Source organism: Cephaloticoccus capnophilus, from assembly GCF_001580045.1.
GTDB classification, from domain to species: Bacteria; Verrucomicrobiota; Verrucomicrobiia; order Opitutales; family Opitutaceae; genus Cephaloticoccus; species Cephaloticoccus capnophilus.
In genome coordinates this window covers 1-25836 of sequence record NZ_LSZP01000024.1, presented here as the reverse complement: position 1 = coordinate 25836, position 25836 = coordinate 1, and the positions used below count along the sequence as shown (strand labels likewise).

Annotated in this window: 21 protein-coding genes and 1 pseudogene; 8 read left to right on the top strand and 14 right to left on the bottom strand. The window is 59.9% G+C overall.

The window, feature by feature from the left end:
* Positions 1 to 1374 (bottom strand): TonB-dependent siderophore receptor (locus tag AXK12_RS02685; RefSeq protein WP_197456968.1); only part of this gene is annotated, 1374 nt, incomplete at its 3' end.
* 462 nt (positions 1375 to 1836) lie between these two features.
* Between AXK12_RS02685 and AXK12_RS02680 the strand changes: the two genes are divergently transcribed.
* The 3 genes from AXK12_RS02680 (at position 1837) to AXK12_RS02670 (ending at position 4240) form a co-directional block, all read left to right on the top strand.
* Positions 1837 to 2724, top strand: a complete 888-nt coding sequence (locus AXK12_RS02680) for a LysR family transcriptional regulator (protein ID WP_068711232.1) — start codon at positions 1837 to 1839, stop codon at positions 2722 to 2724.
* Between the two features lie 71 nt (positions 2725 to 2795).
* Complete coding sequence (locus AXK12_RS02675; RefSeq protein WP_068711231.1) at positions 2796 to 3371, top strand: TlpA family protein disulfide reductase; 576 nt, start codon at positions 2796 to 2798, stop codon at positions 3369 to 3371.
* 5 nt (positions 3372 to 3376) lie between these two features.
* Positions 3377 to 4240, top strand: a complete 864-nt coding sequence (locus tag AXK12_RS02670; RefSeq protein WP_068711230.1) for an RluA family pseudouridine synthase — start codon at positions 3377 to 3379, stop codon at positions 4238 to 4240.
* A 198-nt stretch (positions 4241 to 4438) separates the two neighbouring features.
* Here the strand turns inward: AXK12_RS02670 and AXK12_RS02665 are convergent.
* The 4 genes and pseudogenes from AXK12_RS02665 to AXK12_RS02650 all read right to left on the bottom strand — a co-directional run.
* Positions 4439 to 5440 (bottom strand): annotated as a pseudogene (locus AXK12_RS02665) (acyl-CoA desaturase); the annotation flags it as partial.
* Between the two features lie 385 nt (positions 5441 to 5825).
* Positions 5826 to 6749 carry a serine O-acetyltransferase gene (locus tag AXK12_RS02660; protein ID WP_068711228.1) on the bottom strand — a complete coding sequence of 308 codons (924 nt, stop codon included), beginning with the start codon at positions 6747 to 6749 and terminating at the stop codon, positions 5826 to 5828.
* A gap of 176 nt (positions 6750 to 6925) precedes the next feature.
* Positions 6926 to 7879: a cysteine synthase A gene (gene cysK / locus AXK12_RS02655; protein WP_068711227.1), complete on the bottom strand. Its 954-nt coding sequence runs from the start codon at positions 7877 to 7879 to the stop codon at positions 6926 to 6928.
* A gap of 87 nt (positions 7880 to 7966) precedes the next feature.
* The gene (locus tag AXK12_RS02650; RefSeq protein WP_068711226.1) at positions 7967 to 8380 is read right to left on the bottom strand and encodes an RrF2 family transcriptional regulator; all 414 of its coding nucleotides are present in this window, start codon (positions 8378 to 8380) and stop codon (positions 7967 to 7969) included.
* A gap of 271 nt (positions 8381 to 8651) precedes the next feature.
* Between AXK12_RS02650 and lpdA the strand changes: the two genes are divergently transcribed.
* Positions 8652 to 10046, top strand: coding sequence for a dihydrolipoyl dehydrogenase (lpdA, locus tag AXK12_RS02645; RefSeq protein WP_068711225.1), 1395 nt, complete (start codon positions 8652 to 8654; stop codon positions 10044 to 10046).
* A 180-nt stretch (positions 10047 to 10226) separates the two neighbouring features.
* Here lpdA and AXK12_RS02640 read toward each other — a convergent pair whose 3' ends face one another.
* The 4 genes from AXK12_RS02640 to AXK12_RS02625 all read right to left on the bottom strand — a co-directional run bounded on the left by AXK12_RS02640 (position 10227) and on the right by AXK12_RS02625 (position 15177).
* Positions 10227 to 11576 (bottom strand): sulfate adenylyltransferase subunit 1, encoded by a 1350-nt coding sequence (locus tag AXK12_RS02640; RefSeq protein WP_068711224.1) that lies wholly within the window; start codon positions 11574 to 11576, stop codon positions 10227 to 10229.
* A 75-nt stretch (positions 11577 to 11651) separates the two neighbouring features.
* Positions 11652 to 12554, bottom strand: a complete 903-nt coding sequence (gene cysD, locus AXK12_RS02635; protein WP_068711223.1) for a sulfate adenylyltransferase subunit CysD — start codon at positions 12552 to 12554, stop codon at positions 11652 to 11654.
* A 78-nt stretch (positions 12555 to 12632) separates the two neighbouring features.
* A complete protein-coding gene (locus AXK12_RS02630) occupies positions 12633 to 13370 on the bottom strand; it encodes a phosphoadenosine phosphosulfate reductase domain-containing protein (RefSeq protein ID WP_082782590.1) in 738 nt (245 codons plus the stop codon).
* A gap of 7 nt (positions 13371 to 13377) precedes the next feature.
* Positions 13378 to 15177 (bottom strand): NADPH-dependent assimilatory sulfite reductase hemoprotein subunit, encoded by a 1800-nt coding sequence (locus tag AXK12_RS02625; RefSeq protein WP_068711222.1) that lies wholly within the window; start codon positions 15175 to 15177, stop codon positions 13378 to 13380.
* 66 nt (positions 15178 to 15243) lie between these two features.
* Between AXK12_RS02625 and cobA the strand changes: the two genes are divergently transcribed.
* The 3 genes from cobA to AXK12_RS02610 all read left to right on the top strand — a co-directional run bounded on the left by cobA (position 15244) and on the right by AXK12_RS02610 (position 18291).
* Positions 15244 to 16098 (top strand): uroporphyrinogen-III C-methyltransferase, encoded by an 855-nt coding sequence (gene cobA / locus AXK12_RS02620; RefSeq protein WP_082782589.1) that lies wholly within the window; start codon positions 15244 to 15246, stop codon positions 16096 to 16098.
* The gene (locus AXK12_RS02615; RefSeq protein ID WP_197456967.1) at positions 16095 to 17033 is read left to right on the top strand and encodes a sirohydrochlorin chelatase; all 939 of its coding nucleotides are present in this window, start codon (positions 16095 to 16097) and stop codon (positions 17031 to 17033) included. Before cobA ends, AXK12_RS02615 begins: the two co-directional genes overlap by 4 nt.
* A 154-nt stretch (positions 17034 to 17187) precedes the next feature.
* Positions 17188 to 18291 carry an acyltransferase family protein gene (locus AXK12_RS02610; protein ID WP_082782588.1) on the top strand — a complete coding sequence of 368 codons (1104 nt, stop codon included), beginning with the start codon at positions 17188 to 17190 and terminating at the stop codon, positions 18289 to 18291.
* A gap of 33 nt (positions 18292 to 18324) precedes the next feature.
* Here AXK12_RS02610 and AXK12_RS02605 read toward each other — a convergent pair whose 3' ends face one another.
* The 5 genes from AXK12_RS02605 to cysS form a co-directional block, all read right to left on the bottom strand.
* Positions 18325 to 19074, bottom strand: coding sequence for a TrmH family RNA methyltransferase (locus tag AXK12_RS02605; protein WP_231863498.1), 750 nt, complete (start codon positions 19072 to 19074; stop codon positions 18325 to 18327).
* On the bottom strand, positions 19074 to 20165 hold the full coding sequence (locus AXK12_RS02600) for a hypothetical protein (RefSeq protein WP_156468807.1): 1092 nt from the start codon (positions 20163 to 20165) through the stop codon (positions 19074 to 19076). Before AXK12_RS02600 ends, AXK12_RS02605 begins: the two co-directional genes overlap by 1 nt.
* 165 nt (positions 20166 to 20330) lie before the next feature.
* Positions 20331 to 20867, bottom strand: a complete 537-nt coding sequence (locus AXK12_RS02595; RefSeq protein WP_068711217.1) for a tetratricopeptide repeat protein — start codon at positions 20865 to 20867, stop codon at positions 20331 to 20333.
* Between the two features lie 66 nt (positions 20868 to 20933).
* On the bottom strand, positions 20934 to 22844 hold the full coding sequence (gene thrS / locus AXK12_RS02590) for a threonine--tRNA ligase (RefSeq protein ID WP_068711216.1): 1911 nt from the start codon (positions 22842 to 22844) through the stop codon (positions 20934 to 20936).
* A 191-nt stretch (positions 22845 to 23035) separates the two neighbouring features.
* Positions 23036 to 24502 (bottom strand): cysteine--tRNA ligase, encoded by a 1467-nt coding sequence (cysS, locus tag AXK12_RS02585; protein ID WP_231863497.1) that lies wholly within the window; start codon positions 24500 to 24502, stop codon positions 23036 to 23038.
* A 149-nt stretch (positions 24503 to 24651) separates the two neighbouring features.
* Here cysS and AXK12_RS02580 point away from each other — a divergent pair, with 149 nt between their 5' ends.
* Positions 24652 to 25572 carry a phytanoyl-CoA dioxygenase family protein gene (locus AXK12_RS02580; protein ID WP_082782587.1) on the top strand — a complete coding sequence of 307 codons (921 nt, stop codon included), beginning with the start codon at positions 24652 to 24654 and terminating at the stop codon, positions 25570 to 25572.
* Positions 25573 to 25836: the final 264 nt, after the last annotated feature.

The window sequence follows — 25836 nt, the reverse complement described above, 5'->3', positions numbered from 1 at the left end:
ACTGAGTGCCAGCCGGTCATCAAAGAGGTTGAGTACTTGGTAGAGGTAGACTTGGTGGCTGCGATTGCGCAGCGAATTGTGGGCTACCCAATCGGGCTCGACTGTGTAGGAAACAGGGGTGAAGCTGCTGTCAGTCAAGTCGAAGAGGTTCGAGCCATTAACGGGCACAGCGAACGCATTTTTATAGCCTCCACTCGAGCTTATATAATTAACTGCGAAGCCGGCGACGGTTTGCGACTTCCAGCCTTGGCCTAAGTGCTCGAAGACGAAGTCGTTTTGCAGGTTTGCGTTGTGACGGTCAGTCAAATCTTTAGCCCCGGAAGGGATGAAGAGCGGGTCGTCAAGGCGGGTGACCCCATCCCACTCCCACTCGCCAGTGATGAGGTTGACCTCGATTGGCTGGGGAATTGGGTTACCATTTGCATCACGGGGGAGGCCGGGATGAATTTCGCTTGAGTGAGAAGCCGACTGAGCCCACTTGCCGGCCAGTCGCATAGAGAGTTTGTCGGTAATTTGAGAAGTGAGGAAAAACTGTGCCCTTTGGCCGCTCTCGTGGCGGTTATCGTTACGGTTTGCCAGTGCGAAGTCGCGCGAGAGCCCTTCCATAATATGGACGTTGCTGCGGCCCAATGCATAGAAAGACGCGGGAGTGTTCGTCATCGTTGCCGTCGCATTGTAAACCATAACTTGTGCCGTAAGCTCGGTGGTCGGGCTGATCCGATAGGTGAGCATCGGCATTACCGTAAGATTTTGGGAATACTTTTCCTTTGCATACCGATCGGCATCGGTGAAGGCCCCGACCACGCGCAAGGCGAGCTTGTCGTTTACAACATAGTTCCCATCGATTTCGGCGCGATTGGAGTCGTAGCGGCCGACTTGATAGGAGACGGAACTACTATTTTTAAAAAGCGGGCGTTTAGTCACGTTGTTGACCAGGCCTCCCGGTAGTCCTTGAGGGGCAATAATAGCATTGGGACCTTTTACGACCTCGATGCGCTCAATAATGATTGGATCGAGGTTGATGAGGCTGGTTTGGCCAAAGCCATCGACGGTTACCATTTCCCAGTTTTGGAAGCCACGGATACTCATGATGTCCAAGATGTCGGGGTTGTTGCTGCCCCCGATTCCCGCGACATATTTGACTGCATCCATCAATTGGGCGGTGCCGATGTCATTGAGGAATTCGTTAGTGAGGACGGAGATGCTTTGTGTCGAGTCCATCAAGTCCATCCGAATCCGACTGCCCGAGCTGGCTTGGGCGGCTTGGTAACGGCCCATATTTGCGCTCTCTTGGATTGCGAAGGGCGAGAGTCGGACGATGTCCTCGTCGCTTTGGTCTGAGGTTTGCTGGGCGTAGGCTGCGAGGCCAAGCATCGACAAGGATGCGAATACACGTACCGAGAGTACGCTACTTTTTAGGCGGGGAAGCATAGGTTGTGTAGGTGAGGTTAGAAGAAACAGCTTGCTACAAACGGGCAGCAAACTGAGGCTTATGGAGCTGATTGCACTGCTCCAAAAGAGGGAAGCTGTTAAGGGGATAGGGGGTAGCTAGGGACGGAAAAAAGGGTCCACTGTGCAAAATCTACGTAGTGCGACAATAAGAAAATGCACTTAAATTTAAGCCCCCCTTTTCTCGGGGCAGCCGGGCGAAGTGGCTGGGCTCCGTCTTTTTTGAGGGGGGAGCGTTTGCGTCAGCACTCATCAGGTTAGCGAATGCGAGGGGAGTTCCGTCTTAAACGCGGCTTATTTTGCAAAAACACTGCGCAGGAATTGCTGTAGCTAATATTAGTGATTGGGGATTAGGGGATTTTATGCTGCGCTACAGCTCGACTCGCTATGCAAATTGAGAATTTCAAAATCTTCGCCGACCTAGTCGAAACGAAGAGCTTTTCTAAGTCAGCAAAGCTCAACGGGATCACGCAGTCGGCGGTCAGTCAGCAAGCGCGTGCGATGGAGCGGCATTTTAAATCGCTGCTAATCGACCGTAGCCAAAAGCAGTTCCAACTGACACGCGAGGGCCAGCAGGTTTATGAGTCGGCCAAGGACATCCTCCATACCTACGAAAAGCTGCTAAGTGAGCTTCAAGAGCTGAAGAAGGTCATCAGCGGCACGATCCGGATCTCGACCATTTACTCCATCGGGCTGCACGAGCTGCCGCCCTACATTAAGAAGTTCCTGCAGGACTACCCCTCGGTCAACGTGCGCGTGGAGTATCGCCGCTCGAACCTCGTCTATGAGGACATTTTGCATAACTCAGTGGACTTCGGCCTCGTCGCCTTCCCGGTAAAAACCCGCCAAATCGAAATCCTGCCCTTCCGCGAGGATAAGCTGATGCTCATCACGCACCCGACGCATCCACTCTCTCGCCGTGTCGATGTGGAGCTCAAGGACTTGGTCGGGCAACGCTTCATCGGTTTTGACCCCGACATTCCCACACGCAAGGCGGTCGATATGATTTTCCGCGACCACCGCATCGAGCTCGATCCGATCATGGAGTTCGACAACATCGAGACGGTGAAGCGAGCCGTCGAGATCGACCACGGCATCGCGATCGTGCCTTACGCGACGGTCATGCAGGAGGTAAAGCAAGGCTCGCTGGCGGCCGTGCCTTTCCGCGAGGAAAACTTCACGCGTCCGCTCGCGATTCTGCACCGCAAAGGCCGTGTGCTGACGCCCGCCATGCGCAAATTCATCGAGACGCTCGGGCACAATCTCCCCACTTGATCTAGGCGGTGCGTAGATTGCCCCGCTTCGGGCTTGTCGGCGCGGGCGTTTCGTCTCCACTTCTCGGACTTATGGAAAAGAAGTCCCCTTGGTTCCGTTTCCGCGTCGTCGCTTACGTCGTGATTGCTGCGATCTTCGCTTTTTTGGCCTACTCGCCTAACAAGAGCGAAGCCGAGGAAGCCGCCTCCGCATCGTCCGCCGCGCAGTTGTCATTCCTCGGCACTGCTCCCGAATGGGAGCTCGTCGACTTGGAGGGTGCGCCAATCAGTGCGGCCTCTCTCAAGGGCAAGGTCGTTGTGGTGGACTTTTGGGCGACTTGGTGTCCGCCCTGTGTGAAGGAAATCCCGGGCTACGTGTCGCTGCAACAGCAGTATGGAAGCGACGATCTCGTCATCGTGGGCGTGTCGCTCGACCGAGGAAAAGACAGCGAAGCCAAAGTCCGCACCTTTGCCGCCAAGCACCAAATCAACTACCCGCTCGTGATGGGCGATGGCGACATCGTCGATGCCTTTGCTTCGGTTGCGGGCCCGATCCAAGCGATTCCCACGACCTTCCTTATCGACCGCGAGGGCAACGTGGTGCACCACAAGGTCGGCTCAATGGAGACGGCAGACTACGAGCAACTTATCCGCGCTGCACTGAACTAAGGCGCGTGCCGCCTCAGCTCTCTTTTCTCGCGCCTGTGCGGACGGAGCAGTCGAAAATCGTTTTCGAGGACGCGTCGCTCGTCGCCATCGATAAACCGAGTGGCGAGTTGGCTGCTCTGGTGGCCGACGGGCTAAGGCGAGTCCACAATCCCGATCCGGCGGCAAGTGGCTTACTCGTCTTTGCAAAGACGAAGCGCGCACTGGATTTTTTGAGCGGGCAGTTTCAGTCAAAATCGGTCGAGCAGATCTACCATGCGTTTTGCGTCGTGCTGCCCGAGCCCGCCGACCGGCCCCGATGCGCGACGAGTGGCGGCGACACGCACATGAGCCTTGGCGGTCTTGACCCCAGTGCTGGCGTGCCCGCCGAGTTTGCGATTGATTGGTGGATTGGGAGCGACCGTGAGGCCCCGGGCCGGATGCGTGCCTTTCGGCGCAATGGCGGTGAGCCCGCGCTTAGCGAGTTTCGTGTGCTGGAGCGTTTTGGCCGCTTTGCATTTTTGGAGTGTCGCCCGCGCAGTAATCGCCGCCATCAACTCCGCGTCCACCTCGCTGCCGCCGGGCTGCCGGTCTTAAACGATCCGACTTATGGCCTTCTCGACGAACGGCTCCTGCTCTCGGATTTTAAGCGCGGTTACAAAGGCGTAAAAGGCAGCGAAGCGGAGCGGCCTATGATTACGCAAGTCGCGCTCCATGTGAGCGGGCTGACCTTGAGGCATCCTGACTCGGGCGAGGCGTTGACGCTGCACGCCTCGCTGCCCAAGCCCTTCGAGGTCGCGCTGCGAAACCTGAAAAAATATCGGGGGAGCCTGACGCGCTGCCAACGATCAGCTCGCCCAATGAACGCGTTCGCGACTCCGCGGTTATTTTAGCTGGCCCTCGCCGCTAGGCGGGGAAGCGAGTGTGGCGTCTTGCGTTGTTCCCGCGAGGTCAACGGCTGGGGCGACTGGTCCCTGAGCGGTGGCGACGGCGATTGCCGCTGCGGTGGGGACGACGCGGCGCAGCGTGGAGGAGGGCAGGACGGCTTGCGCGGCTTTTTCGGCGGCCTCGACCGAGTCGTGGTGATCGTTGCGTGCGCCTTCCTCAAGGACGCTCTGCGGCACGGGTTTTAGCCCGTGAATGAAGCCGGTGTAAGAGAGCAGCTTGAGTAGGTAATAGGTCGGGTCGATCTCCCACCAATAAAACCCGTTTCGCGTGGAGGCTTGGTAGCGGTGGTGGTTGTTGTGCCAGCCTTCGCCGAGTGTGATGACGGCGAGGATCGCGCTGTTGCGCGAGTCGTCGCTGGTTTTGAAGCGGCGACGCCCGATGATGTGTGCCATCGAGTTGATGCAGCCGGTGCCGTGAAACAGGAAGGTCGTGCTAATGAAGAAGCCCCAGACGAGCATTTGGGGGCCATTTGTGCCGAGTTGCGGCGCGGCGTGCGCGAGCAGCGCACCGAGTCCGTAAGTCGCGGCGGCGTAGAGTGCCGGCACGACGAGGTCGAAGCGGTTGAGCCACACGAGCTCGGGGAATTTCGCCAAGTCCTTGATCTTGCTGTAGTCGGTCGGGAAATTGCGACGGCTGGTAATCCAGCCGATGTGCGACCACAGAAAGCCGTGCTGATGCGGCGAGTGCACGTCCTCCGGCTCGTCGCTGTGCTGGTGGTGGTGGCGGTGGTGGTAGGCCCACCAGAGCGAGCCGCGTTGCACAGTGGTTCCTGCAAAGACCGCCAACAGGAACTGCCCGAAGCGCGAGGTTTTGTAGGTTTTGTGCGAGAAATAGCGGTGGTGCACGCCAGTGACCGCAAACATGCGAATGAAGTAGAGTGCGATCGCAGCGTAGATAGCGAAGGCACTCACGCCGACCCAGATCACGCCGAGGCAGCCGAGGTGCAAAAATACAAAAGGCATCACGCGCACCCAGTCGACGCGGTCGGGCTCGGCCCGCATCTTTTCTGCGCCTTCAGGACAATAGTCGGAATCAAACCATTGGACAAACGCCGTGGCCGCGCGGCGAAGGAGGGAGGCTGTGGCGCGTGCGGGCTGCTCTTTGGCGGGCGTCTGCACAGCAGGGGGAAGCGTGGGTTCGGGCATGAGTTCGAGAAACGTAACTACGGAGCACGCGGGAACTTGTTCGGATACGCAAGACCCCATCCGCTGCAGATAATACGTGGCTGCTGCGCAGATTTTGCTAGGGGCACTCTTTCCACTACGCGTGGGGCGGTGGCATGCTGCCACTCCCATTTAAATCGCGATTTGGTTCGGAGGCTTTGCCTCCCGAACACAAATCGCGATTTTGAAATAGAGCCTTCCCTGTCGCAACGCGACAGGGGGGAATGCTTTCAAATTTGGGAATTGGTTTCGTCGCGAAGCGACGAGGCCAATTCCCAAATTAAATGGAAGCGGTCACTGACCGCCGCTCCACGCGTAGTGGAAAAAAGCGCAGCGGTGCGGCGCGCGTTTGAAGTGGGAACGGGCCCTAAATGACCCAGTGGAGAGTCTCGGCGGTTTCTACAAATTGGTCCTGTGCGTTACGTGAGCGCACGATGAGGTTTTCGCCCTTGTAGTAGGCGACTGAGTCGGCAGGCACCGAGTTCATAATCCACACATTCGAGCCGATGATTGAGTTTTGGCCGATGTGCGTCTCACCGCCGAGGATGGTCGCATGGGCGTAGATGGTTACGTGGTCGCCGATGTCGGGGTGGCGCTTGATCCCTTTTACGGGGTTGCCGTCTAGGTCGACCTCGAAGGACTTCGCGCCGAGCGTTACGCCTTGGTAGAGTTTTACGTGGTTGCCGATGCGTGCGGTCTCACCGATGACGACGCCCGTGCCGTGGTCGATGAAGAAGTGCGTGCCAATTTGCGCGCCAGGGTGGATGTCGGTACCCGTGCGTTCGTGCCCAAACTCGGTAAGCATGCGTGGTAAGAGCGGCACGGCTTGTTTGTGGAGTAGGTGAGCAAAGCGTTGGAGTGAGATCGATAGGACGCAGGGGTAGGCGAGGATGATTTCCTCGACGTTGTGTGCGGCGGGGTCGCCGTGGTAGGCGGCGACGACGTCGGTTTGCACGATGCGGCGCAGCTCAGGCAGGGCTTTGAGCACCTCGGCGACACGTTGCTCGGCCTTTTGCTCCGCTTCGTTTTCGTTGGCGAAGCGCAGGCACTTCACCACATCGCCGACGAGTCGCGCATGAATCCGCCCGAGCAGTCGGCGCACATGCTGGGGGACTTGCTCTTTCGTAAGCCCGGCTTCCTCGAAGTACCCGGGGAAAAGTAGGTGCATGACATCGACGGCGAGCGAGTTGACCGAGTCCTGCGCGGGGAGGTTTACGCCGTCGAGGTGGTTGATGCCGCCGTCGCGCTGGTAGGAGGCCAGCAGTGCGTCTTGGATTGGGTCGAGATTCATGGAGGAGGACCGCCGACTGTGCGCAGCCTCTGCGCAAAAACAAGGAGCGGGTTTTGGCTCATTTCGTAACTAGGAGCGAAACCGGGGGCGAAAAAAAAACGGCGCACCCGTTTGGGCGCGCCGTTTGAGATAAAGGTGTAAACCGTAGTTTGTGTGATGCGTGTAGTGCTTACTGCTTACGAGGCGACTTCGAGCCGAGCCTTTTCGGCGAGTGCGGTCGAGAGGTAGCGCTCGCCGAAGCTCGCGGCTACGGTGACTATGGTCTTACCCGCAAACTCGGGCCGCTTGGCGACTTGGATTGCGGCCCAGATATTGCCGCCGGTCGAAATGCCGCCGAGGATGCCGTCGAGCAGTGCGGTTTGGCGTGCGGTTTCGAGCGCATCTTCATTACTGACTTGGATGATGTCGTCGATGATTGCGGTGTTGAGGTTTTTCGGGATGAAGCCTGCGCCGATGCCTTGGATTTTGTGAGGCCCAGGTTTGCCGCCGGAGATGACCGGGCTGGCGCTCGGCTCGACTGCGAAGGTCTTCACGTCGGGCTTGCGCGCCTTTATGACTTCCGAAACGCCGGTGATGGTGCCGCCTGTGCCCACGCCTGCGACGAAGGCGTCAATCTTACCTCCGGTGGCCGCCCAAATCTCCTCGGCGGTGGTGCGGCGGTGGATTTCGGGATTGGCGGGGTTTTCAAATTGCTGGGGCATGAAGCCGCGTTTGCCGTGCTCGGCGAGGAGCTCGCCCGCGCGATTGATGGCGCCTTTCATTCCCTCCGCTCCGGGCGTCAGAACGATCTCGGCCCCGAGCATGCGCAGGAGCATCCGGCGCTCTTGAGACATCGTTTCGGGCATTGTGAGGATGAGTTTGTAGCCGCGTGCCGCGCAGACGAACGCGAGCGCGATTCCCGTGTTGCCGGAGGTGGGCTCGATAATGACGGAGTCGGGCTGGATTTTCCCATCGCGCTCGGCGGCCTCAATCATCGCCCGCCCGATGCGGTCTTTTACGCTGGCGAGGGGGTTAAAGAATTCCGTTTTTACGTAAATGTCGGCCGCGAGCCCAGCCGCGCTGCGGTTGAGCTTGACCAAGGGGGTATTGCCAATGGTGGAGACGATGTCGTTAAAGATTAGTGAGGACATAAGGTTTCTAATGAATTGTGGATTTTGGCGAGAGTCAAGTGAAGTTGCGCAGAGAGGAGGGAGGCTGAGGCGGCTCCGCGCCTTCTGTTAGATATGATACATGTCGGCGGTTTCCTTGATGACAAAGGTATCGAGGGTATGGGCGCGGGCTTGGGTGTGGAGCGTTTCGCGTAGGGTGAGCCAGATCTCCTTAACGCGTGGGCCACTGCGGCCTTTGTGGTTGCCGCTCAGTTCCAGCAGGTCGCCGTCAATCGCTACCATAACATCGTAGAGCGAGATTTGGTCGGCGGGGCGGGCCAAGGCATAGCCGCCTTGGATGCCGCGTTTACTGATGATGAGCCCTGCGTTGCGCAATTCGCTGAGGATCTGGGCGAGGAAGTTGGCGGGGACGGCCTCGGTTTTCGCCAAATGGTCGATTTGCGCGAGTTCTCCGCTGCCTTGGAGCCGCGCCATCTCAGCGAGCACACGACAGGCATAGTCTACTTTGACCGAAATCTTCACTAACTGAGTGAAGAAGGGGAGACTCCCGTGGGCGTGCAATCCTTATTATGTGAAGAACTCCGACCCTGCGGTCGGAGCTTCTCCTCCACAAGCTAGAGGAGCCTTCGGCTCCCTATGACGATGACCTCGCTTGACCTCGCCGTGAACGGCGAGGTGCGCGCTTTGGTTAGTGGTCAAAATGGGGTCGATTTCTACGAGGTTGACGCTGCGAGGTGGCCCGCTGAGCTTTTGCGCAGAACCTCAAATTCAATACTTAATCCCAATACATAACATGGCTGAAACGACCTACGACTTGGTGGTGATTGGCGGAGGCCCGGCGGGCTACGCAGCGGCTATTCGGGCCGGACAGCTCGGCAAAAAGGTAGCCTGCATCGAGGCCGAGCGGGCGGGCGGCACTTGCCTTAACTGGGGCTGTATCCCCACCAAGGCCTTGCTCAAGAGTGCCGAGTTGTACGCCAAGATGCAGAAGTCCGAGGTTTATGGACTGCGTGCTGAGGGGCTGTCCTTTGACTTTGCGAAAGTGGTTGAGCGTTCGCGCGGCGTCTCCGCCCAAATGGCCAAGGGCATCGAGTTTTTGTTTAAGAAAAACAAAGTCGAGTACCTCGTAGGGCGGGGCCAAGTGAGTGCCCCTGGTATGGTCTCCGTGGTCGAAGGCGAGAGAAAGGGCGAGTTTCTGCGGACAAAGAACATCTTGCTTGCGACGGGTTGCCAGATGCGCCGGATCCCCGGGCTCGATTACGATGGCGAGCGCGTCATGACCTCGCGCGAAGCACTGGCGGCTACGCGGCTGCCCAAGTCGGTGGTCATCGTCGGTGCGGGTGCGATCGGCGTGGAGTTTGCTTACTTTTACAACGCCTTCGGCGCGCAGGTGACGCTTGTCGAAATGCTCCCGCAAGTGCTGCCCGTTGAGGACGAGGAGATCGCGCGCCAGCTCCATCGCTCGTTCGAGAAACTCGGCATCGCCGTCCACACAAACACCAAGTGCGAAAACTTCCGTGTCGGCAAAAACTCCGTCACGCTCGACCTGGTGAGTGGCGATAAGACGAGCGCACTCGAGGCCGAGGTGCTCCTTTCGGCAATCGGTGTCGTGCCCAATCTCGATGGGGCACTGGCGCCGAGCGTGAAGCCCGAGCTCGAACGCGGTTACCTAAAAGTCGGCGACGATTACCAAACCAGCGTTAAAGGCGTTTACGCGGCGGGCGACATTATCGGTCCGCCTTGGCTCGCGCATGTGGCGACTTTCGAGGCGGTGAGCGCGGTTAACGGAATGTTCGGCCACGGCACGCCGCACCGTGTGCGCAACTTTCCTGGTTGCACCTATTGCCAGCCGCAAGTGGCGAGCATCGGGCTCACCGAAAAAGCCGCCAAGGAGAAGGGCCTCTCTTACAAGGTCGGTAAATTCCCCTTCACGGCCTCCGGAAAGGCGGTCGCCTCGGCAGAGAGCGAGGGCTTTGTGAAAATTATTACCGATACGAAAACGGGCGAGATTTACGGCGCGCACATTATCGGTTCCGAGGCCACCGAGCTTATCGCTGAGTACGGCTTGGCGATTGAGATGGAGGCGACCGTCGAAGACGTGCACCGCACGATTCACGCGCATCCGACCCTGAGCGAAGCCCTGATGGAAGCGGCCGCCGCCTCACTCGGCGAAGCCATCCATATCTAAAGTCGTGCCCTTGGGCATTTACCTCGCGGCCCGCTGAGGCTCGCAACCGGATCTCCCTGCTAACGCAGGGGCCGGTTAGGGCGAAGTCTCAGTAAGCTTCGCCCTGCCGAGGCGACGCGCGGATAAAGTTGATGACGCCTCCGATGGGCGGCCTGCCGAACAAAGCGCGTCGGCAGCCGGTTAAATCACCCAGTCGCCGTCTTCGTCGGGGCGGACGATTGCCTTGGGCGGCAGGAGCATGCCGGCGGCCAAGGTCGCGTGAGTCGCTGGGTCGATCAGGATGAAGGCTCCCGTTTGGCGATTGGTTTTGTAGCCGTCGTAAACGAGGGGCGTCGCCGTGCGCAGTCGGATTTCGCCGAGGTCGTTGAGGCCGAGCCCATCGGGTGCCTCACCGGGTTCGAGGCTGGTGATGTCGATGCGGTGGGTGATCGCGCTGACGATTGCTTGGGTGGTGAGCGAGGTGTGTTTGAGTAAAAGTTTGCGTCCGGCGGTGAGGGCGCGCGGGTGCATCCAGCAGATTTTTGCGGCGAGTTCGGTGCCTGCGCCGGGGAGATCTTCGAGGCCGACGATCATTTGGCCGCGGCTGATGTCGATGTCGTGCTCTAGGAGTAGCGTGACGGATTGCGGGCAAAAGGCTTCTTCGAGCTCGCCGTCATGGGTGTGGATGGCGCGCACGCGTGTGGTGATGCCGCTGGGCAAGACGACGACTTGTTGTCCGCGCCGGACGAGGCCGCCCGCGAGTTGGCCGCTGACTCCGCGAAAGTCGTGCAGCGCGGGGTCGTCGGGCCGGTTGGGCCGGTTAACCCATTGCACGGGGAGGCGCAGGCCTTGGAGGTTGCGGTCGCTGGCGATGTGCACGGTTTCCAAATGGCCGAGCAGGCTGGGGCCGGTATACCAAGGCGTCTTGTCGGAGAGGCTGACGACGTTGTCGCCGCTGAGCGCGCTGATGGGGATGAACTTGACGTCTTGGATATCGAGCCGTGGGAGGAATTTCTCGAAGTCGGCGCGGATTTCCTCAAAGCGCTCCTGCGACCAGCCGACTAGGTCCATTTTGTTAATGGCGACGACGAGGTGTGGGATACGTAGGAGCGAGGCGATTGCCGTGTGGCGGCGGCTTTGCTCAATGACGCCGCTGCGCGCATCGACGAGGACGATGGAGAGGTTGGCTGTGGAGGCCCCCGTCACCATGTTGCGCGTGTATTGGGTGTGGCCGGGGGTGTCGGCGATGATGAACTTGCGGCGCGGGGTCGCGAAGTAGCGGTAGGCGACGTCGATGGTGATGCCTTGCTCGCGCTCGGCGCGGAGTCCGTCGGTCAGGTTGGCGAGGTTAATTTGGCCGCCGCCGGTGAGGTCGGCGGAGCGTTCGAGCGCTTCGAGTTGGTCTTCCATCAACGACTTCGAGTCGTAGAGGAGGCGGCCGATGAGTGTGGACTTGCCGTCGTCGACGCTGCCGCAGGTGTTGAAGCGTAACAAATCAACTGGGGGCGTTAAGGCGTGGGCGGCGAATTCGGGCGTAGCGGTCAGAGACATTGCGAAAGAGGGATGGTGGGAGGGAGACTTGGTGCGCGGCAGCAGCGACGAGTTGGCACGTCGTGTGTAGTGCGTTTAGAAATACCCGGCTTTTTTACGGTCTTCCATTGCGGCTTCTGCGCTGCGGTCGTCGGCGCGCGAAGAGCGCTCGGTGATGCGGGCGGCGGCGAGTTCGGCGAGGATGTCGTCCACATCGTCGGCGGGGGACTCAATCATGCCGGTGGAGATGATGTCGCCGATGGTGCGGACGCGCACACCGAGTTCGCGAACGGTTTCGCCGGGCTTGGGCGGGGCCAGCTCGGTGACGGGCAACCACTGGCCGCTGCGGCGCACGCATTGGCGAGTGTGCGTGAAGTAGATCGTGGGGACGGCGAGTTGCTCGCGTTTGATGTATTCCCACACATCCATCTCCGTCCAATTCGAGATGGGGAAGGCGCGCATGTGCTCACCGGAGTTTACGCGGGTGTTGTAGAGGTTCCAGATTTCGGGCCGTTGGTTTTTCGGATCCCACTGGCCGAAGCTGTCGCGGAAGGAGAAGAAGCGCTCCTTGGCGCGGGCTTTCTCTTCGTCACGGCGCGCGCCACCGATTAAGCAGTCGAAGCGAAATTCTTCGGTGGCGGCTAGGAGCGTCGGGATTTGGAGTCGGTTGCGCGAGACTTCGCCCGGGGCGGGCGTGGCGATGCCGCTGGCGATCGCGTCTTCGACTTTGCGCACGATGAGTTTGCCGCCGAGTTCGGCAGCGCGGGCGTCGCGAAAGGTGTTGAGCTCGGGGAAGTGGTGTCCGGTGTCGACGTTGAGCAGCGGCATCGGGATGTCCGAGGGGCGAAAGGCTTTTTCGGCGAGCCGCAACAGGCAGATGGAGTCTTTGCCGCCGGAGAAGAGAATCGCGGGGCGCTCAAACTCACCGGCGACTTCGCGCATGATGTGAATCGCTTCGGTTTCGAGATACTGGAGGTGGTCGAGGTGGTAGTTGCTCACGAGCGGGCAAGGGGAGGTCGGGGAAATTGGGAGAAATGAAAAACTGGGGAGGCCGGAATCCGTTTTGGGTTACGACCGTCAGGCTGCGGCGTTGGAAACGGCTGACGGCGAGCCGCCATCAGGCGAGCCACCAACGAAACGGTCTGCGCGCGCCCAAGAGGCGTGTAGGCCGCATTCGCGTTTTTCGTCGGCTTTGGCCGGGTCGAAGTAGTCCCACTCGTTGGGGAGTTGGTGTTCGGCGAGGTAGGCGTCGAGTTGTGCGTCGCTCCAATAAAAGAGCGGGCTCAGTTTGAGCGTTCCGAAGTTTTTGTCTTCGGAGAGGATATCGAGTTCGGCGCGACCCGGATTTTGGCTTTGGCGCAGCGCGGTGATCCAGAGCTTGGGCGCGAGCTCGCTCATTCCGCGCTGGAAGGGTTCGAGCTTCATTTGGGCGCTAAAGGCTTTTAGCCCGAACTCGTCGGTGAGGCTGGGCACGGGGCCGTAAATGGCGTCGCGGTGCGCCGCGCTGATGCGCGGAAGGTAGGGCTTGAGGTTGAGCCCGAGTTGGGCGCGGAGAGCTTCGGCGTGTGTGTAGGTCGCGGGGCGGTTGTAGCCGTGGTCTACCCAGAGGACGGGGATGTCGGGTTGGGCGCGGGTGACGAGGTGCAAGAGCGCGGCTTCGTAAGGGCGAAAGTTGGTCGATACGATGGCTTGGCCAGACACCTGCGCGATCGCCCAGCGAATGATTTCGAGCGGGCTTTTGTGGCGCAGTTCGCGGTTCAGGGTCGCGAGCTGATCGGTGGAAATGGAGAGCGAAATCTTGGGTGCAGTGGACATGGCGTTGTTAAGCTTCCACGAGTTTGGGTTTAGGAGCGGGCGCAGGCGTAGTTGCGGACGCGGCGGCGGCAGCGGCCTTCTTGCGCGCCTCGTCCGCGGCGGCAGCCTGGGCGATTTCGAGTTCGGGCCAGATGACGCGCGCGGCGAAGTCGCCAAAACGTTCGTTCGCGACGCGCTCGGCTTTCCAGCGGGCAAAGAGCGGGCCGATCTCGGTCTCCACGTCGGCTTCCTTAATCATCTCTTTAAACACGCGGTTGAGGCGGGTGCCAGAGGCGTTACCGCCGATCCAGACTTGGTAGCGGCCGGGGGCTTTGCCGACGAAGGCGAGCTCGGCCATGTAGGGGCGTGCGCAGCCGTTGGGGCAGCCGGTGGAGCGGATGATGATTTCTTCGCCGCCTAGCCCGAGGGAGCCTCCGAGCGTGGCGATCCGGTCAATGAGGCCCGGCAGCATCCGCTCGGATTCGGCGAGGGCGAGTCCGCAGGTGGGCAGCGAGGGGCAGGCCATCGAGGCGGCGTGGAGGATGGGTGCCTGGTCGGCGGTCTTTACGCCGTGGCTGGAGAGCAGCGCGTCGATGGCGGCGCGATCAGCCTCGGGGATGTTGGCGAGGATGACGTTTTGGTTGGCCGAGAGGCGGAACTCGATGTGCGGGAATTTTTCCGCGACTTGGCGGAGCGCAGTTTTCAGTGCGTGGCCCTCGCTGTCTTTGATACGGCCAGTCTGCACGTAGAGTGTGAGGAAGAGGCTGCCATCGACCGCGCGGTTCCAGCCGTAGAGGTCGGCGGTGGTGGTGAACTCGTAGGGGCGTGCGGCGGCGAGGAGCCCGCCGGTGCGGCGGTTGACCTCGGCAGTGACCCACTCGGCCCCTTTTTCTTGGACGACGTATTTGAGCCGCGCGTGCTTGCGGTTTGTGCGGTCGCCGTAGTCGCGGTGGATGGTGAGGACGGCTTTGGCGACTTCGATGACGTCTTCGGGCTTGGTGAAGCCGATGAGGCTGGCGAGGCGCGGGAAAGTTTGCACTTGGCCGTGGCTGCGGCCCATGCCGCCGCCTGCGACGACGTTGTAGCCGAGGAGCGTGTCGCCTTCGGTGATGGCGATGAAGCCTAGGTCGTTGGTCAGCACGTCCATGTCGTTGACGGGCGGGATGACCAGCGAGGTCTTAAATTTGCGCGGTAGGTAGGTTTTGCCGTAGAGCGGGTCGACAAAGTCTTTGTTCTCCGGGTCGTCGAGGTCGAGCTGCACGCCGTCGATCCAGATCGAGTGGTAGGCCTTGGTTTGCGGGGCGAGGGCTTCGGCGAGGCGCACGCTGTCTTGGTAAACGAGTTCGCGGGCGCGGGTGGTCGCGGGCGTGGGCGAGGCGGTGATGTTGCGGTTGACGTCGCCACAGGCGGCAAGCGTCGAGAGCAGCGAGTCGTTGATGCGCTTGATGAGTGGGCCGAGCCCGTGGAGCAGCACACCGTGAAACTGGATGCTCTGGCGCGTCGTGAGCCGCATGGTGTTGTTGCCGTATTCGGTCGAGAGATCGTCGAAGACGCGATACTGGTTGGCGGTCATGACGCCGCCGGGGATCCGCGCACGGATCATCATCATAAACTTCTTGCCGGTTTTGCGCAGGTCGCGGTCGTCCTGCTGGTAGGCCCCGTGGAATTTGAGGAATTGCGTGTCGTCTTCCGAAAACCGGTCCGCGGCCGGGTCAGCCATGGTGGCGGCGAGGTTGCCGGCGAGTGTGGGCGCGGCGTCTTTTAAAAGCTCGTTTTTGCTGAGTTTTGGGGCTTCGGTGCTGGCGGGTGTGGCAGTAGCAGTGCTCATGGAGGAAAGTGGGAGAAGAAAGGGATTGATTAATTTAGTTATGCACTAAACTTACTAATTAAGTAGATGAGTAAAGAACAAAGTTTAGATTATGTCAGAACGCAGGCGCCTGCCGCGGCTCCGCTCGAATCGCCCCGAGCTGAGCGAGGGCGGGTGAGTTTAGTGGGCGCGGGGCCGGGCGCGGTCGATTTGCTGACGATCCGCGGGCAGCGGCTTCTCGCGCAAGCGGATGTGGTCGTGTATGACGACCTTGCGAATGCGGAGCTATTGGATTTTTGCCCGGACGAGGCGCGGCGGATTTATGTGGGCAAGCGCGGCGGGCGTCGCTCGCTACCGCAGGAGCAGATTACGCAGATCCTCGTTTCGGAGGCCCTCAAAGGGCTGCATGTGGTTCGGCTAAAGGGCGGCGACCCGTTGGTGTTTGGTCGCGGCGGCGAGGAGATTGCGGTGTTGGCGGAAGCCGGAATTGCTTACGAAATCGTCCCGGGCGTGACGGCGGCGGTGGCGGCCGGGGCGAGTATTGGCGTGCCGCTTACGCATCGAGAACACGCGTCGTCAGTCGTGTTTGTGACGGGGCACGAGTGCGCCGGAAAAGGGCCGGAGCAGGAGGGGGTTAACTGGCCCGCGCTGGCCGCGAGCGGTGCGACCTTATGCATTTACATGGGCGTGCGGCGCTTGGCGGAAATCGTGGGAAAGCTGATTGATGGCGGCGCACAGGGCACGACGCCTGTCGCCATCGTGGCCAATGCGACACTTCGCAGCCAAGAGCTGTATACGACCACGCTCGCCGAGGCGGCGCAGTTTGCCGAGCAGCTTAAGGGAAAGCCCTCGCTGATTATTGTCGGGCAGGTGGTACGGCTCGCCGGCTCCGGCACTTCGCATTGGGAGTCCGTGATTTCTCAAGTGCCGGTCGCGCTGTGAAAGTCTTACTCGTCGATAATGGCTCGTTGGAGCCGGCTGTGGTGCTCGCGTTGCGCGAGGTGGCGAGGCGGCTGGCGCAGAGAGTCGGGCGGCCCATTTTTCCGGTTTCGCTTGCACACTCGGACAAGATTCCGGCTGCCGCGCTCGGAGGCGTAGCGGCGCAGTGCGTCGAGTCGTTTTTGCGCGAAGAGTTGGAGCGCGCTGACCCGTGCGAGCGCGTGTGCGGTGACGAGCGCGCGGGCGAGGCGGGCAAACGCGAGTTTGTGATTGTGCCGTTCTTTATCGGGCCGAGCCGGGCGGTGACGCGCGCGTTGCCCAAACTTATCGATACGCTGCGTGGGGAGTTTCCCCATTTGCGCGTGCGAATCGCGCCCGTTTTGCACGCCGCCGGAGACGATACCTTGGCGCGAATTTTGGCGGATCGAGTTCACCGCGTGTTGAGTGAAATCGGCAAAGCGGAGAAAACGCCGGTGCTGAGCGGCGAACCGGAAACCGGAGGGCGCGTCCGCGTGGCACTCGTTGACCACGGAAGCCCTGCCCGCGAAGTCACTGCCGTGCGCGACGAGGTGGCGGCACAGCTTGCTGCGCTGCTCAGTGGCGATACCCGAGTGGCCGAAGTCGCGGCGTGTAGCATGGAGCGACGCCCGGGCGCGGATTACGCCTTTAACGAACCGCTCTTGGAAACGCAGCTCGCGCGCGAACAGTGGCGAGACAGCGCGGGGGGGCGGCCGCTGATTATCGTTGCCCAACTCTTTTTGCTCCCCGGCCGACACGCCGGTCCGAGCGGCGACATCGCGCAAATTTGCGCACGGGCAGCGGAAGCTGCGGGTGTGGATGCGGTGTTAGCGAGCGTGCGAACAGTGCAGACCGAGCCGCTCGCAACGCATCCATTAATCGTGGAATTACTCGCGCAGCGCTTCGCAGCGGTTCGTTAGAAGTGCGCTTTCTCAAGCCTGCGCCTAGGGCTGAACTGTTGAGTTTTTAAATTCAAGGAGCCCTGCGGTAAATCTGTAGTCACGGTGGGGATTTACTGTTGAGTTTTTACGTTGGAGCCCTGCGGTAAATATGTAGCTACCGGTGGGAATTTACATGTCTTCTAACCCCCAAACAATCCAACGCTTTAGCGAAGTAGATGGCTTGAGAGCCGTGGCCTGCGGCCTAGTGGTCATATCCCATGCGCCGGATTTGTTTCAGGGGATTTCACAGGGCGGAGAATGGATAACCCATTTGAGAATGGGGCGGCTCGCGGTGTTGATGTTTTTTGCGATTAGTGGTTTTGTAATCCCAAGTTCCTTGCGAGGGGGGCGTTGGGAAGGCGTAAAACGTTTTGCCCTGCGCCGGTTCTGGCGACTTTACCCTGCTTACTGGTTGGTGCTGCTCATGACCTGTTTCTGGGGTTTCAGTTATCCTATTGAGCGTTTGCCGTGGGATGCGACGATGTTGCCCAGTCTTCGACGCTTTGCAGGTTTGGGGTGGGCACATGGATTTCTTCACTTCTGGACCCTGGAGGTGGAGCTGATATTTTACATTACGCTCGCCTTTTTATTTATGATTTTTGGGCGGCTTAGATTGAGACTTCTCCTTTTCGGCTATATCTCGCTTGTTCTGTGTACTACTTGGGGCGCTTTCCCCGTGGGAGCCGCTCCACAATACTCCCCTATTCCCTCTATCATGGTGATGTTTTGGGGAGCTGTGTGTCGGGAAATACTCCGTTTCGATTTCTCGAAGTATACTGAGTTTGTTCCGATGAAGGGGGTGAACTGGTCACGATCGTTGGCAATAGGGCTCGTTACCGCTCCACTCGTGATAATAGGGCTATACTATTTTATTTACGGAGGATCCAATGAGTGGGGGCGTGTGGAGACTCGATTCGGATTGTCACTCCTGTTTGCGGTTATTGGCTTTCTATTTTGGGTGGTTTTGACGCCTATCCGTATTAACTGGCTTTCGGCTGTGGGCCGTTGGACCTATTCAACGTATCTGTTCCACTTTTTAATCATTATTGGTGTTCGCAATTTCATAGCATCCAATAACCCCGGCGGGCTTTCTTTTATTCTACACGGCTGGCCGTTACCCGTTTACGTAGTGGGACTGCTTGTGCTGTGTTTTGCCGTCGGGGCGGTGGCTTATCGCTGGATTGAGCAGCCCAGTGATAGAGTCGGGAAGTGGTTAACGGCAAAAAATCGCAGTTAAACGGGTCGAATCGTGGGGATGGTCTAGCGTGAGCTACTTTGGAGGGAGGGCGAGGCGATCGCAGATAATTGCGGCGGCAAGTGCGGCGTTGAGCGACTCGGCGGCTCCGTAACGCGGGATAGTGATAACTCCGGTGAGGTGTGGGCGGAGTTCGGGAGAGAGCCCCCGGCCTTCGCTGCCGATGATTATAACGCCGTCGTGTAGCGGTTGCGTGGTGTGGACGTTATCGCCTTCTAAATCGCAGCCGAGAATGGGGACTGTGGGCGCGGCTTGGCGTGTAGTGGCAAGGAGTGGCGCGAGTGGGGTGGTGTAGCAGAGAACGCGTGCGAAGGAGCCTTTGCTGGCGTTGATGACTTTTTGCGAAAATAGGTCAGCGCAGTCAGGAGAGAGGATGACGCGTGCGAGGCCGTACCAATCGGCGAGGCGCAAGAGCGTGCCAACGTTTCCCGGGTCTTGGATGCGGTCCAGCACGAGGCTTAGGCCGCTGTGCAGAGCGGCTTCGGGGAGAGGCGGGCGGTGGATGCGGCCTACAGCGAGAGCACTGGATGGGGTGGGGAAGTGACTTACCCGAGCCATTTCGGCCGGGTTCAGTTCGTGAAATTGCGGATGGTTGCGCGGGCCCGTCCAGGCTGGCGTGACGTAAAGCGCTTCGAGCGCGAAGTTTGCGGCGAGGAGTTCGCTGACGACTTTTTCACCTTCGACGACGAAAAGGCCGTGCGCCTCACGCATTTTTTTTTCGCGCAGTGCGCGCAGTCGCTGAACTTGGGTTTTGGTAAGACTCACTATTGGGCGGTGTGAAGAACTCCGACCCTGCGGTCGGAGCTTCTCCTCCACAAGCTAGGGGAGCCTTCGGCTCCATAAAAAGACTGCCTCGCTTGACCTCGCCGTGAACGGCGAGGCTTGCGCTTTGGTGCGTGGTCAGGCGTACTGCGTGTTGTGTAGCGGAGGAGTGGGGCGGGGCTCCCCTCGGTGGTGACGTAGAGCGATTGGCCGTCGCGAGAGAAGCAGAGTCCCTCGGCTTGTGGGAGATTGTGCGCGGCGAGTGCGTGCCCGCCTCGGGCGAAGGTGGAGGCCCAGTCTTCACCCTCTTGGCGTTCGTAGAGGTAAACTTCGCCGTAGGTGAGGAGGGCGGCCGTTTTGCCGTCGGGGCTAATATCGAGGCTACAGGGTTGCCCGCGCCATTTGCCCCAAGGGACTGACATTTTTGAGAGGAGGCCGCTGGGCTGCAGAATGCCGTTTATGGGGCCGAGCTCTTCGGCGATGAGCGGGCGCTTGCTGGTGTCTTCGGCGATGAGCGGGTGCTTACTGGTGTCTTCGGGGAAGAGCGGTAGTCGGTAGAGAATGGGGGGCTGGGTGCGTTTGGAGATGAGGTAGATGGAGCGCTCGCAGCTATCGACGGCGAGCGATTCGCAATCGCGCGGGCCGCCTGGGTAGACGTAGCGGATGACCCGCTCGGGCGTGACGGTGAGCTGACGTGTTGGGGAGAGTTCGTCGGGGCTGGGCTCAGCAATGACATAGAGCACGCACTCGGGGTGTACGGCGTTATTATCGCCAATATCTCCGATGATGAGGTAGGCACGACCGTCGATTTCGTAGGAAGCGATGTCTTCCCAATCGCGATTCACTGCGCCCTCGATTCGCACGGAGCCGAGGCAGTCGCCGCTAGGGCCTATGGCATAAAGCACGGGTTCATTACCGCTATCGTTGTGGGCCCAAAGGAGTCCTTCCGTGTGCAAGGAAGCCGCCAAGCCGCTGGTTTCGTTAATCGCAGCTTCGGTGATTTGCCCTATGGTTTCCGGGCCGCGCCAAGTTTCTAAGGTGGCACCGGTTGCTGGAGCGCTTGGCGCGGGCGTCCAGCCTAGGGCACCTCCCAAGAGGAGAATCGATGCGAAACATGAGAAGAGCTGCCGTATCATGAAACAAAAAGAGCAGTTGGGGTTACCTGTTCGTGCAAGGGAACAGGTGGGAGGCTTGTGTAGGAGTTGCTGATTTGTTGCGTCACCTGATTTTGGGCTGCCACAGGGCTGGCGCAAAACGCGTTAGAGCCTACTGGCATGGTGGCGCAGGGCGCGCTGGTAGGCGGTGATGCCGGTATCTTCGCTCGTTTCGCAGAGGATGTCGATGAGTGTGCGCAATGCCTCCGTAGGCTCGCCTGCTGCGTGGAGCGCGAGCGCGAGAAAGGCATCTAGCTCTTTATTGTCGGGGAATTGCGCGCTCGCGCTGCGAAGGACTTCGACGGCTCGCGCGGTTTTGCCAATCAGTCGCAGCGTGTTACCGAGCCCCAAGAGCGCGCCGCACAACTCGTTTTCGGGAAGCCCCAGTGCGATTGCTTTTTCGTAAAGCGGGACGGCCTCGGTTTCGCGATCGAGGACTTCGTAAGTCCACGCAAGTTGGTAGTTGATTTCGGCGATGTTGGGGTAGCGGGCATCGAGATCGCTTAGCGCGGCGAGTAGCTCGTGGACGCGCCCGCCGTGGCGCGAGCCCATGAGTGCGTCGAGAGCAGGCCTCCACTCGGGTTGCGGCGCTGCTTCGGCTTTATCGGCAGCAGCAAAGCTGAGTGGCTCGAAAGGTGACATTGGGACGAGGCAGTGGAGCTGTGTGCGTGACGCGCCGCTAAGGGCCGGCGCGCCAAATAAAGCCGCCTAAGGCTGCTGCCGAGTGGGCGGGAGCGCACGGCTGGCGATTTCGTGTTTGAGGCGGGCGAGGTAGTCGTCGGCCCGCAGCGTGCCTTCGTCGCCGAGGGCGCGGGAGCGCAGCGAGAGGCTTTCCTGCTCGGCTTCTTTTTGCCCGATCACTAGCGTGTGCGGGATTTTCTCCAACTCGGCACGGCGGATTTTTGCGCCGAGTTTATCGCTGTGTTCGTCGAGCGTTGCGCGGATGTCGGCAGCGCGGAGTTTGGCGAGGAGTGCGCGCGAGTAGTCGGCGACTTTATCGCTGATGGGCAGGATGCGGACTTGTTCGGGTGCGAGCCAGAGCGGGAAGTCGCCGTTGAAGTGCTCAATCAACACGCCCACGAATCGCTCCATCGAGCCAAAGGGCGCGCGGTGGATGAGGACGGGGCGGTGCGCTTGGTTATCCGCGCCGATGTAGCTGAGGTCGAAGCGCACACCGAGATTGTAGTCGACTTGCACGGTGCCGAGCTGCCACTCGCGCCCGATCACGTCTTTCACGACGAAGTCGATTTTCGGCCCGTAAAAGGCAGCTTCGCCGGGCTCTTCAGTGAAGGGCATGCCGAGCGAGCGCGCAGCCTGGCGGCAGGCCTCTTCGGCTTTGTCCCAATGCGCGGCGTCTCCCGTGTATTTGCCGGAGTCGGGGTCGCGCAGGCCGACGCGCACGCGGTAGTCGCCCATGCCGAGCGTGGTGAGCACGGTCTTCACGAGCGCGAGACAGCCGATGAGTTCTTCAGCCACTTGGCTCTCGGTGCAAAAGATGTGTGCGTCGTCTTGGGTAAAGGCGCGCACGCGGGTCATGCCGTTGAGCTCGCCGGACTGTTCCCAGCGGTAGACGGTGCCAAACTCGGCCAAGCGCACGGGCAAGTCGCGATACGAGTGTGGCTGCGAGGCGAAGATCTTGATGTGGTGCGGGCAGTTCATCGGCTTGAGCAGGAAGCCGTCGAGCAGCCGCTCGGGATCCATCACGCGCTCGTCTTCGATTAACGTTTGGCCGCTGCGCGCGTTGAGCCCGTCGGCGAGTTGGCGCGAGACGCCTTCGAGCCGCGCGGTGAGTTCCGCGCAGGAGCAGCCGCAATCGGCGAGCTGTGCGAGCGCATCGGGCTCGGCGATCGCGGGGAACTGCGAGTCTTTGTAATAGGGGAAGTGGCCGCTGGTTTTGTAGAGCGAGAGTTTCCCGATGTGTGGCGTGAAGACCTGCGAGTAGCCTTGTTTGCGCAGCTCTTCGGAGATGAAGTTTTGCAGCTCTTGGCGAATGACCGCGCCTTTGGGCAACCAGAGCACGAGCCCCTGGCCGACCTCCTCGTCGATGTGAAAGAGTTTTAACTCCTTGCCGAGTTTACGGTGGTCGCGGGCGCGGGCTTGTTCGAGCCGTTCGAGGTGCGCGGCGAGTTCTTCCTTGGTTTCAAAGGCGGTGCCGTAAATGCGCTGGAGTTGTTTGTTCTTCTCGTTGCCGCGGTGGTAGGCGCCGGCGATTGAGAGCAGCTTAAAGGCTTTGAGCTTCGAGGTGTAGCGGACGTGCGGGCCGCCGCACAGGTCGGTGAAGTCGCCGTTGGTGTAAAAGGTGATGGCCTCGTTTTCGGGGATGTCGGCTAGGCGGCCGAGTTTGTAGCGTTCTTGGCCGAGCTGGCGGATGAGGGCGGCGGCTTCGTCGCGGGGGACTTCTTTGCGCACGAAGGCTTGGTTCTCCTTAACGATTTTACGCATCTCGTCCTCGATGCGCACGAGGTCTTCGGCACTGAGTTTGTGGTCGAGATCGAGGTCGTAGTAAAAACCGGTGTCGGTGGGCGGGCCGATGTCGAGCTTGGCGTCGGGGAAGAGCCGCAAAACGGCGGAAGCAAGGACGTGGGAGCAAGAGTGGCGGATTTCTTCGAGCGGGGTCATCAGTGTAAGTGGTTTTTAACTACGTGGCGCGAGTCGGCGTGTGTAGCGGAATGCGTTTTGTTTGTGTGTGTTTAAAAAAAGGGAAGGGAAGCGCTGCGGGAAGGCCGGAAATAGCGGTTAACCCGTGTGGGCGAGTGGCTCGGCAACACGGGTTGGCGCGTTGTTGAGGTGTGGAATTGCGCGGGTGGGCTTTAGTTCTGTGGTTCGAGTGAGTAGCCGTCTTTGCGGTCTCGCATGGCCCAGCCGAGCGCGGCGATTTGGGCGCGCAGAGCATCGGCGCTTCCCCAGTCTTTGGCGAGCTTGGCGGCCCAGCGTTGCTCGGCGAGTGCGGTGACTTCGGCGGGGATTTCGGGCGCGGCTTGGTCGACGTTTTTCGCCTCGCTCAGGTCGAGCCCGAGCGCGAAGAGCACACGGTCGAAGTCGGCGAGGCTCGGCGCGTCGGTGGCGTCCGCCCCGCGATTGACGAGCGTGAAGAGCGCGCCGAGTGCGGCGGGCGTGTTCAGGTCGTCGTGTAACGCGTTAAAAAGGGCTTCGACCCCTTTTGTCGGCGCGGGCTCGCTGGCCCGCGTCGATGAAGGGCTCGTTTCTGCTGTGCGGCTTGGTAGGTCACTCGCAGGCTTCGCAGCCAGTTTTGCGCGAAAGTTGCGGAGCGTCTTTAGCGCGCGCTCGGCGGCGTGGAGCGAGTCGAGCGTGAAGTTTAGCTGTTTGCGCGGATGGCCCGAGAGCAGCGCGTAGCGGACGGCCATCGGCGAGTAGCCTTTGGCGGTGAGGTCGGAGAGCGTGTAGTAGTTGCCCTTGCTCTTGCTCATCGTGGTGCCGTCCACGAGCAGATGCTCGCTGTGATACCAGTGGCGGGCAAAGGTCGTGCCGCCGTTGCAGCATTGGCTTTGGGCAATCTCGTTTTCGTGGTGCGGGAAGAGCAGGTCTACACCGCCAGTGTGCAGGTCGATGGTTTCGCCGAGGTGTTTCTTAATCATGGCCGAGCACTCGATGTGCCAGCCGGGGCGGCCTGCCGCTGCGCCGCGCGGGCCGGGCCACTGGACGTCGCCGTCTTCTTCGGGCTTGTAGGCCTTCCAGAGGGCGAAGTCGGAGACGGAGTCTTTGTGGTCGGAGTCGGCGGCCTCGTTGGTGATTTTGAGCTCGCGGTCTTTAATGCGCGAGAGCGCCCCGTAGTCGGGGAAGGAGTTTATCCGAAAGTAAACGGAGCCGTCGGCGGCGCGGTAGGCGTTGCCCCTTTCCATGAGGCACTCAATCATGTCGACTTGCTCGCGGATGTGGCCGGTGGCGGTGGGCTCGACATGCGGCGGCAGGCAGCCGAGCGCGTCGCAGTCGGCGTGAAACTTGGCCGTCCAGTGGGCGGTGATTTCGGCAAGCGGGCGGCCTTCTTTGCGGGTCTGCTGAATGGTGCGGTCGTCGACATCGGTGAGGTTGCGCACATGATGGACTTTGTCCGCACCAAGCTCAAGTTCGAGGAGGCGGCGCAGGATGTCGTTAACGATAAAGGTGCGGAAGTTGCCGATGTGGGCGGGTGCGTAGACGGTCGGGCCGCAATTGTAGAAGCGGAAGACGCCATCGAGCTGCGAGGCAGCGAGCGGTTTGAGCGTGCGGGTCAGTGAATCGTAAAGCTGAATGGCCATGTAGCGAGTCGAGCGAGGCAAACGGTTTTCTGGCCCCACGCAAGGGAGAGCCGCAGCAACTGAGTTAGCTTCCTCACCTAGATCGTTATTTACCGGCTCTCCGTGTAAACCCAACTAGACTTTGACTTTTGGAGAGATTGGCAGTAAGTAGAGCCGGAACCCCCTATTTTATGTCCCCACAAACACCCGAAAAAGAAATCCCTGCTAAGGGATACTCAGCGACTCAGCCTGCCGTGCTAGATGCCGCTCACGTAACTGAAGCCGATCTCGCCGCTGCGGCGGAGGCCTTTCACCGTGATGGCTACTTTATCGCTCGCGGAAACTTTTCCCCCGAAGAAATTGAGGAGCTTAACTCAACCTTCATGAAGATGCATGCCGATGGTGGCGTCCCAGGGTTTTACGAACCGGGTAAGCTGGATGGCTGGCGGGATGAAGATGATAGAGCCGATAACAAAGATCAGGTGGATCCGTTGGCGGTGTGGCCGCGTGTGATGCACGCGCATCGTTTTAACGAAAAAGCCCGGGCCTACTTCTTGCACCCCAAGATACGGGTATATATTGAAAAGTTCTTCGGCGGAGAGCCCGTTGGGACCCAAACCATGTATTACTTTAAGCCTCCCGGTGCGCGCGGGCAGGCGATGCATCAAGACAACTTCTATATCTTGGTTTCGCCTGGCACCTGTATGGCCGCGTGGACCGCATGCGATGATTGCGATGCCGAAAATGGCGGCTTAATGGTCGTTCCCAACTCGCAGAATACCGACTTAGTCTGTCCGGATATTGCCGACCTCAACATAAGTTATACGCCTCATAAGGTGCCTATTCCAAAGGGGCTGAAGCCAATCCCAGCTCACATGAAAGCAGGCGATACGCTCTTTTTTAATGGTAACGTGATTCACGGTTCGGGCCCGAACCGGTCAAAAGACCGTTTCCGTCGCTCGTGGATTTGCCACTACGCGAAGGGCGATATCGCCAAGATCTCTGAGTACTACGCTCCCGTCGTTACGATGGATGGCCGAGATATCATGGTTGAATCCGAAAAAAATGGTGGCCCTTGCGGCGGCACTTGGAAAGGGGCAGCGGGGTACTGATCTGTCGGGCTCCTAAAAGCTCCTAGGCCCCTAGGCCCTAGCCAAAACTCTAACAAACCCAAGCCACTCAGTAGAGAGGCTTGGGTTCTTCTGTTTTGTCGAAAGGCTTCCCAACTACGTTTAACTCCGCCCCTTCGGGGCTTATGGCTGCTACTCTCTATCTCATAATCGAGGGTTATGACTCACTGATAACCTGAATAGGGAGATCGTTTTGGCTAATGCTCTCCTCTCGTGAGCGTTCCGAATTTAGCCTTGGTGATTCCT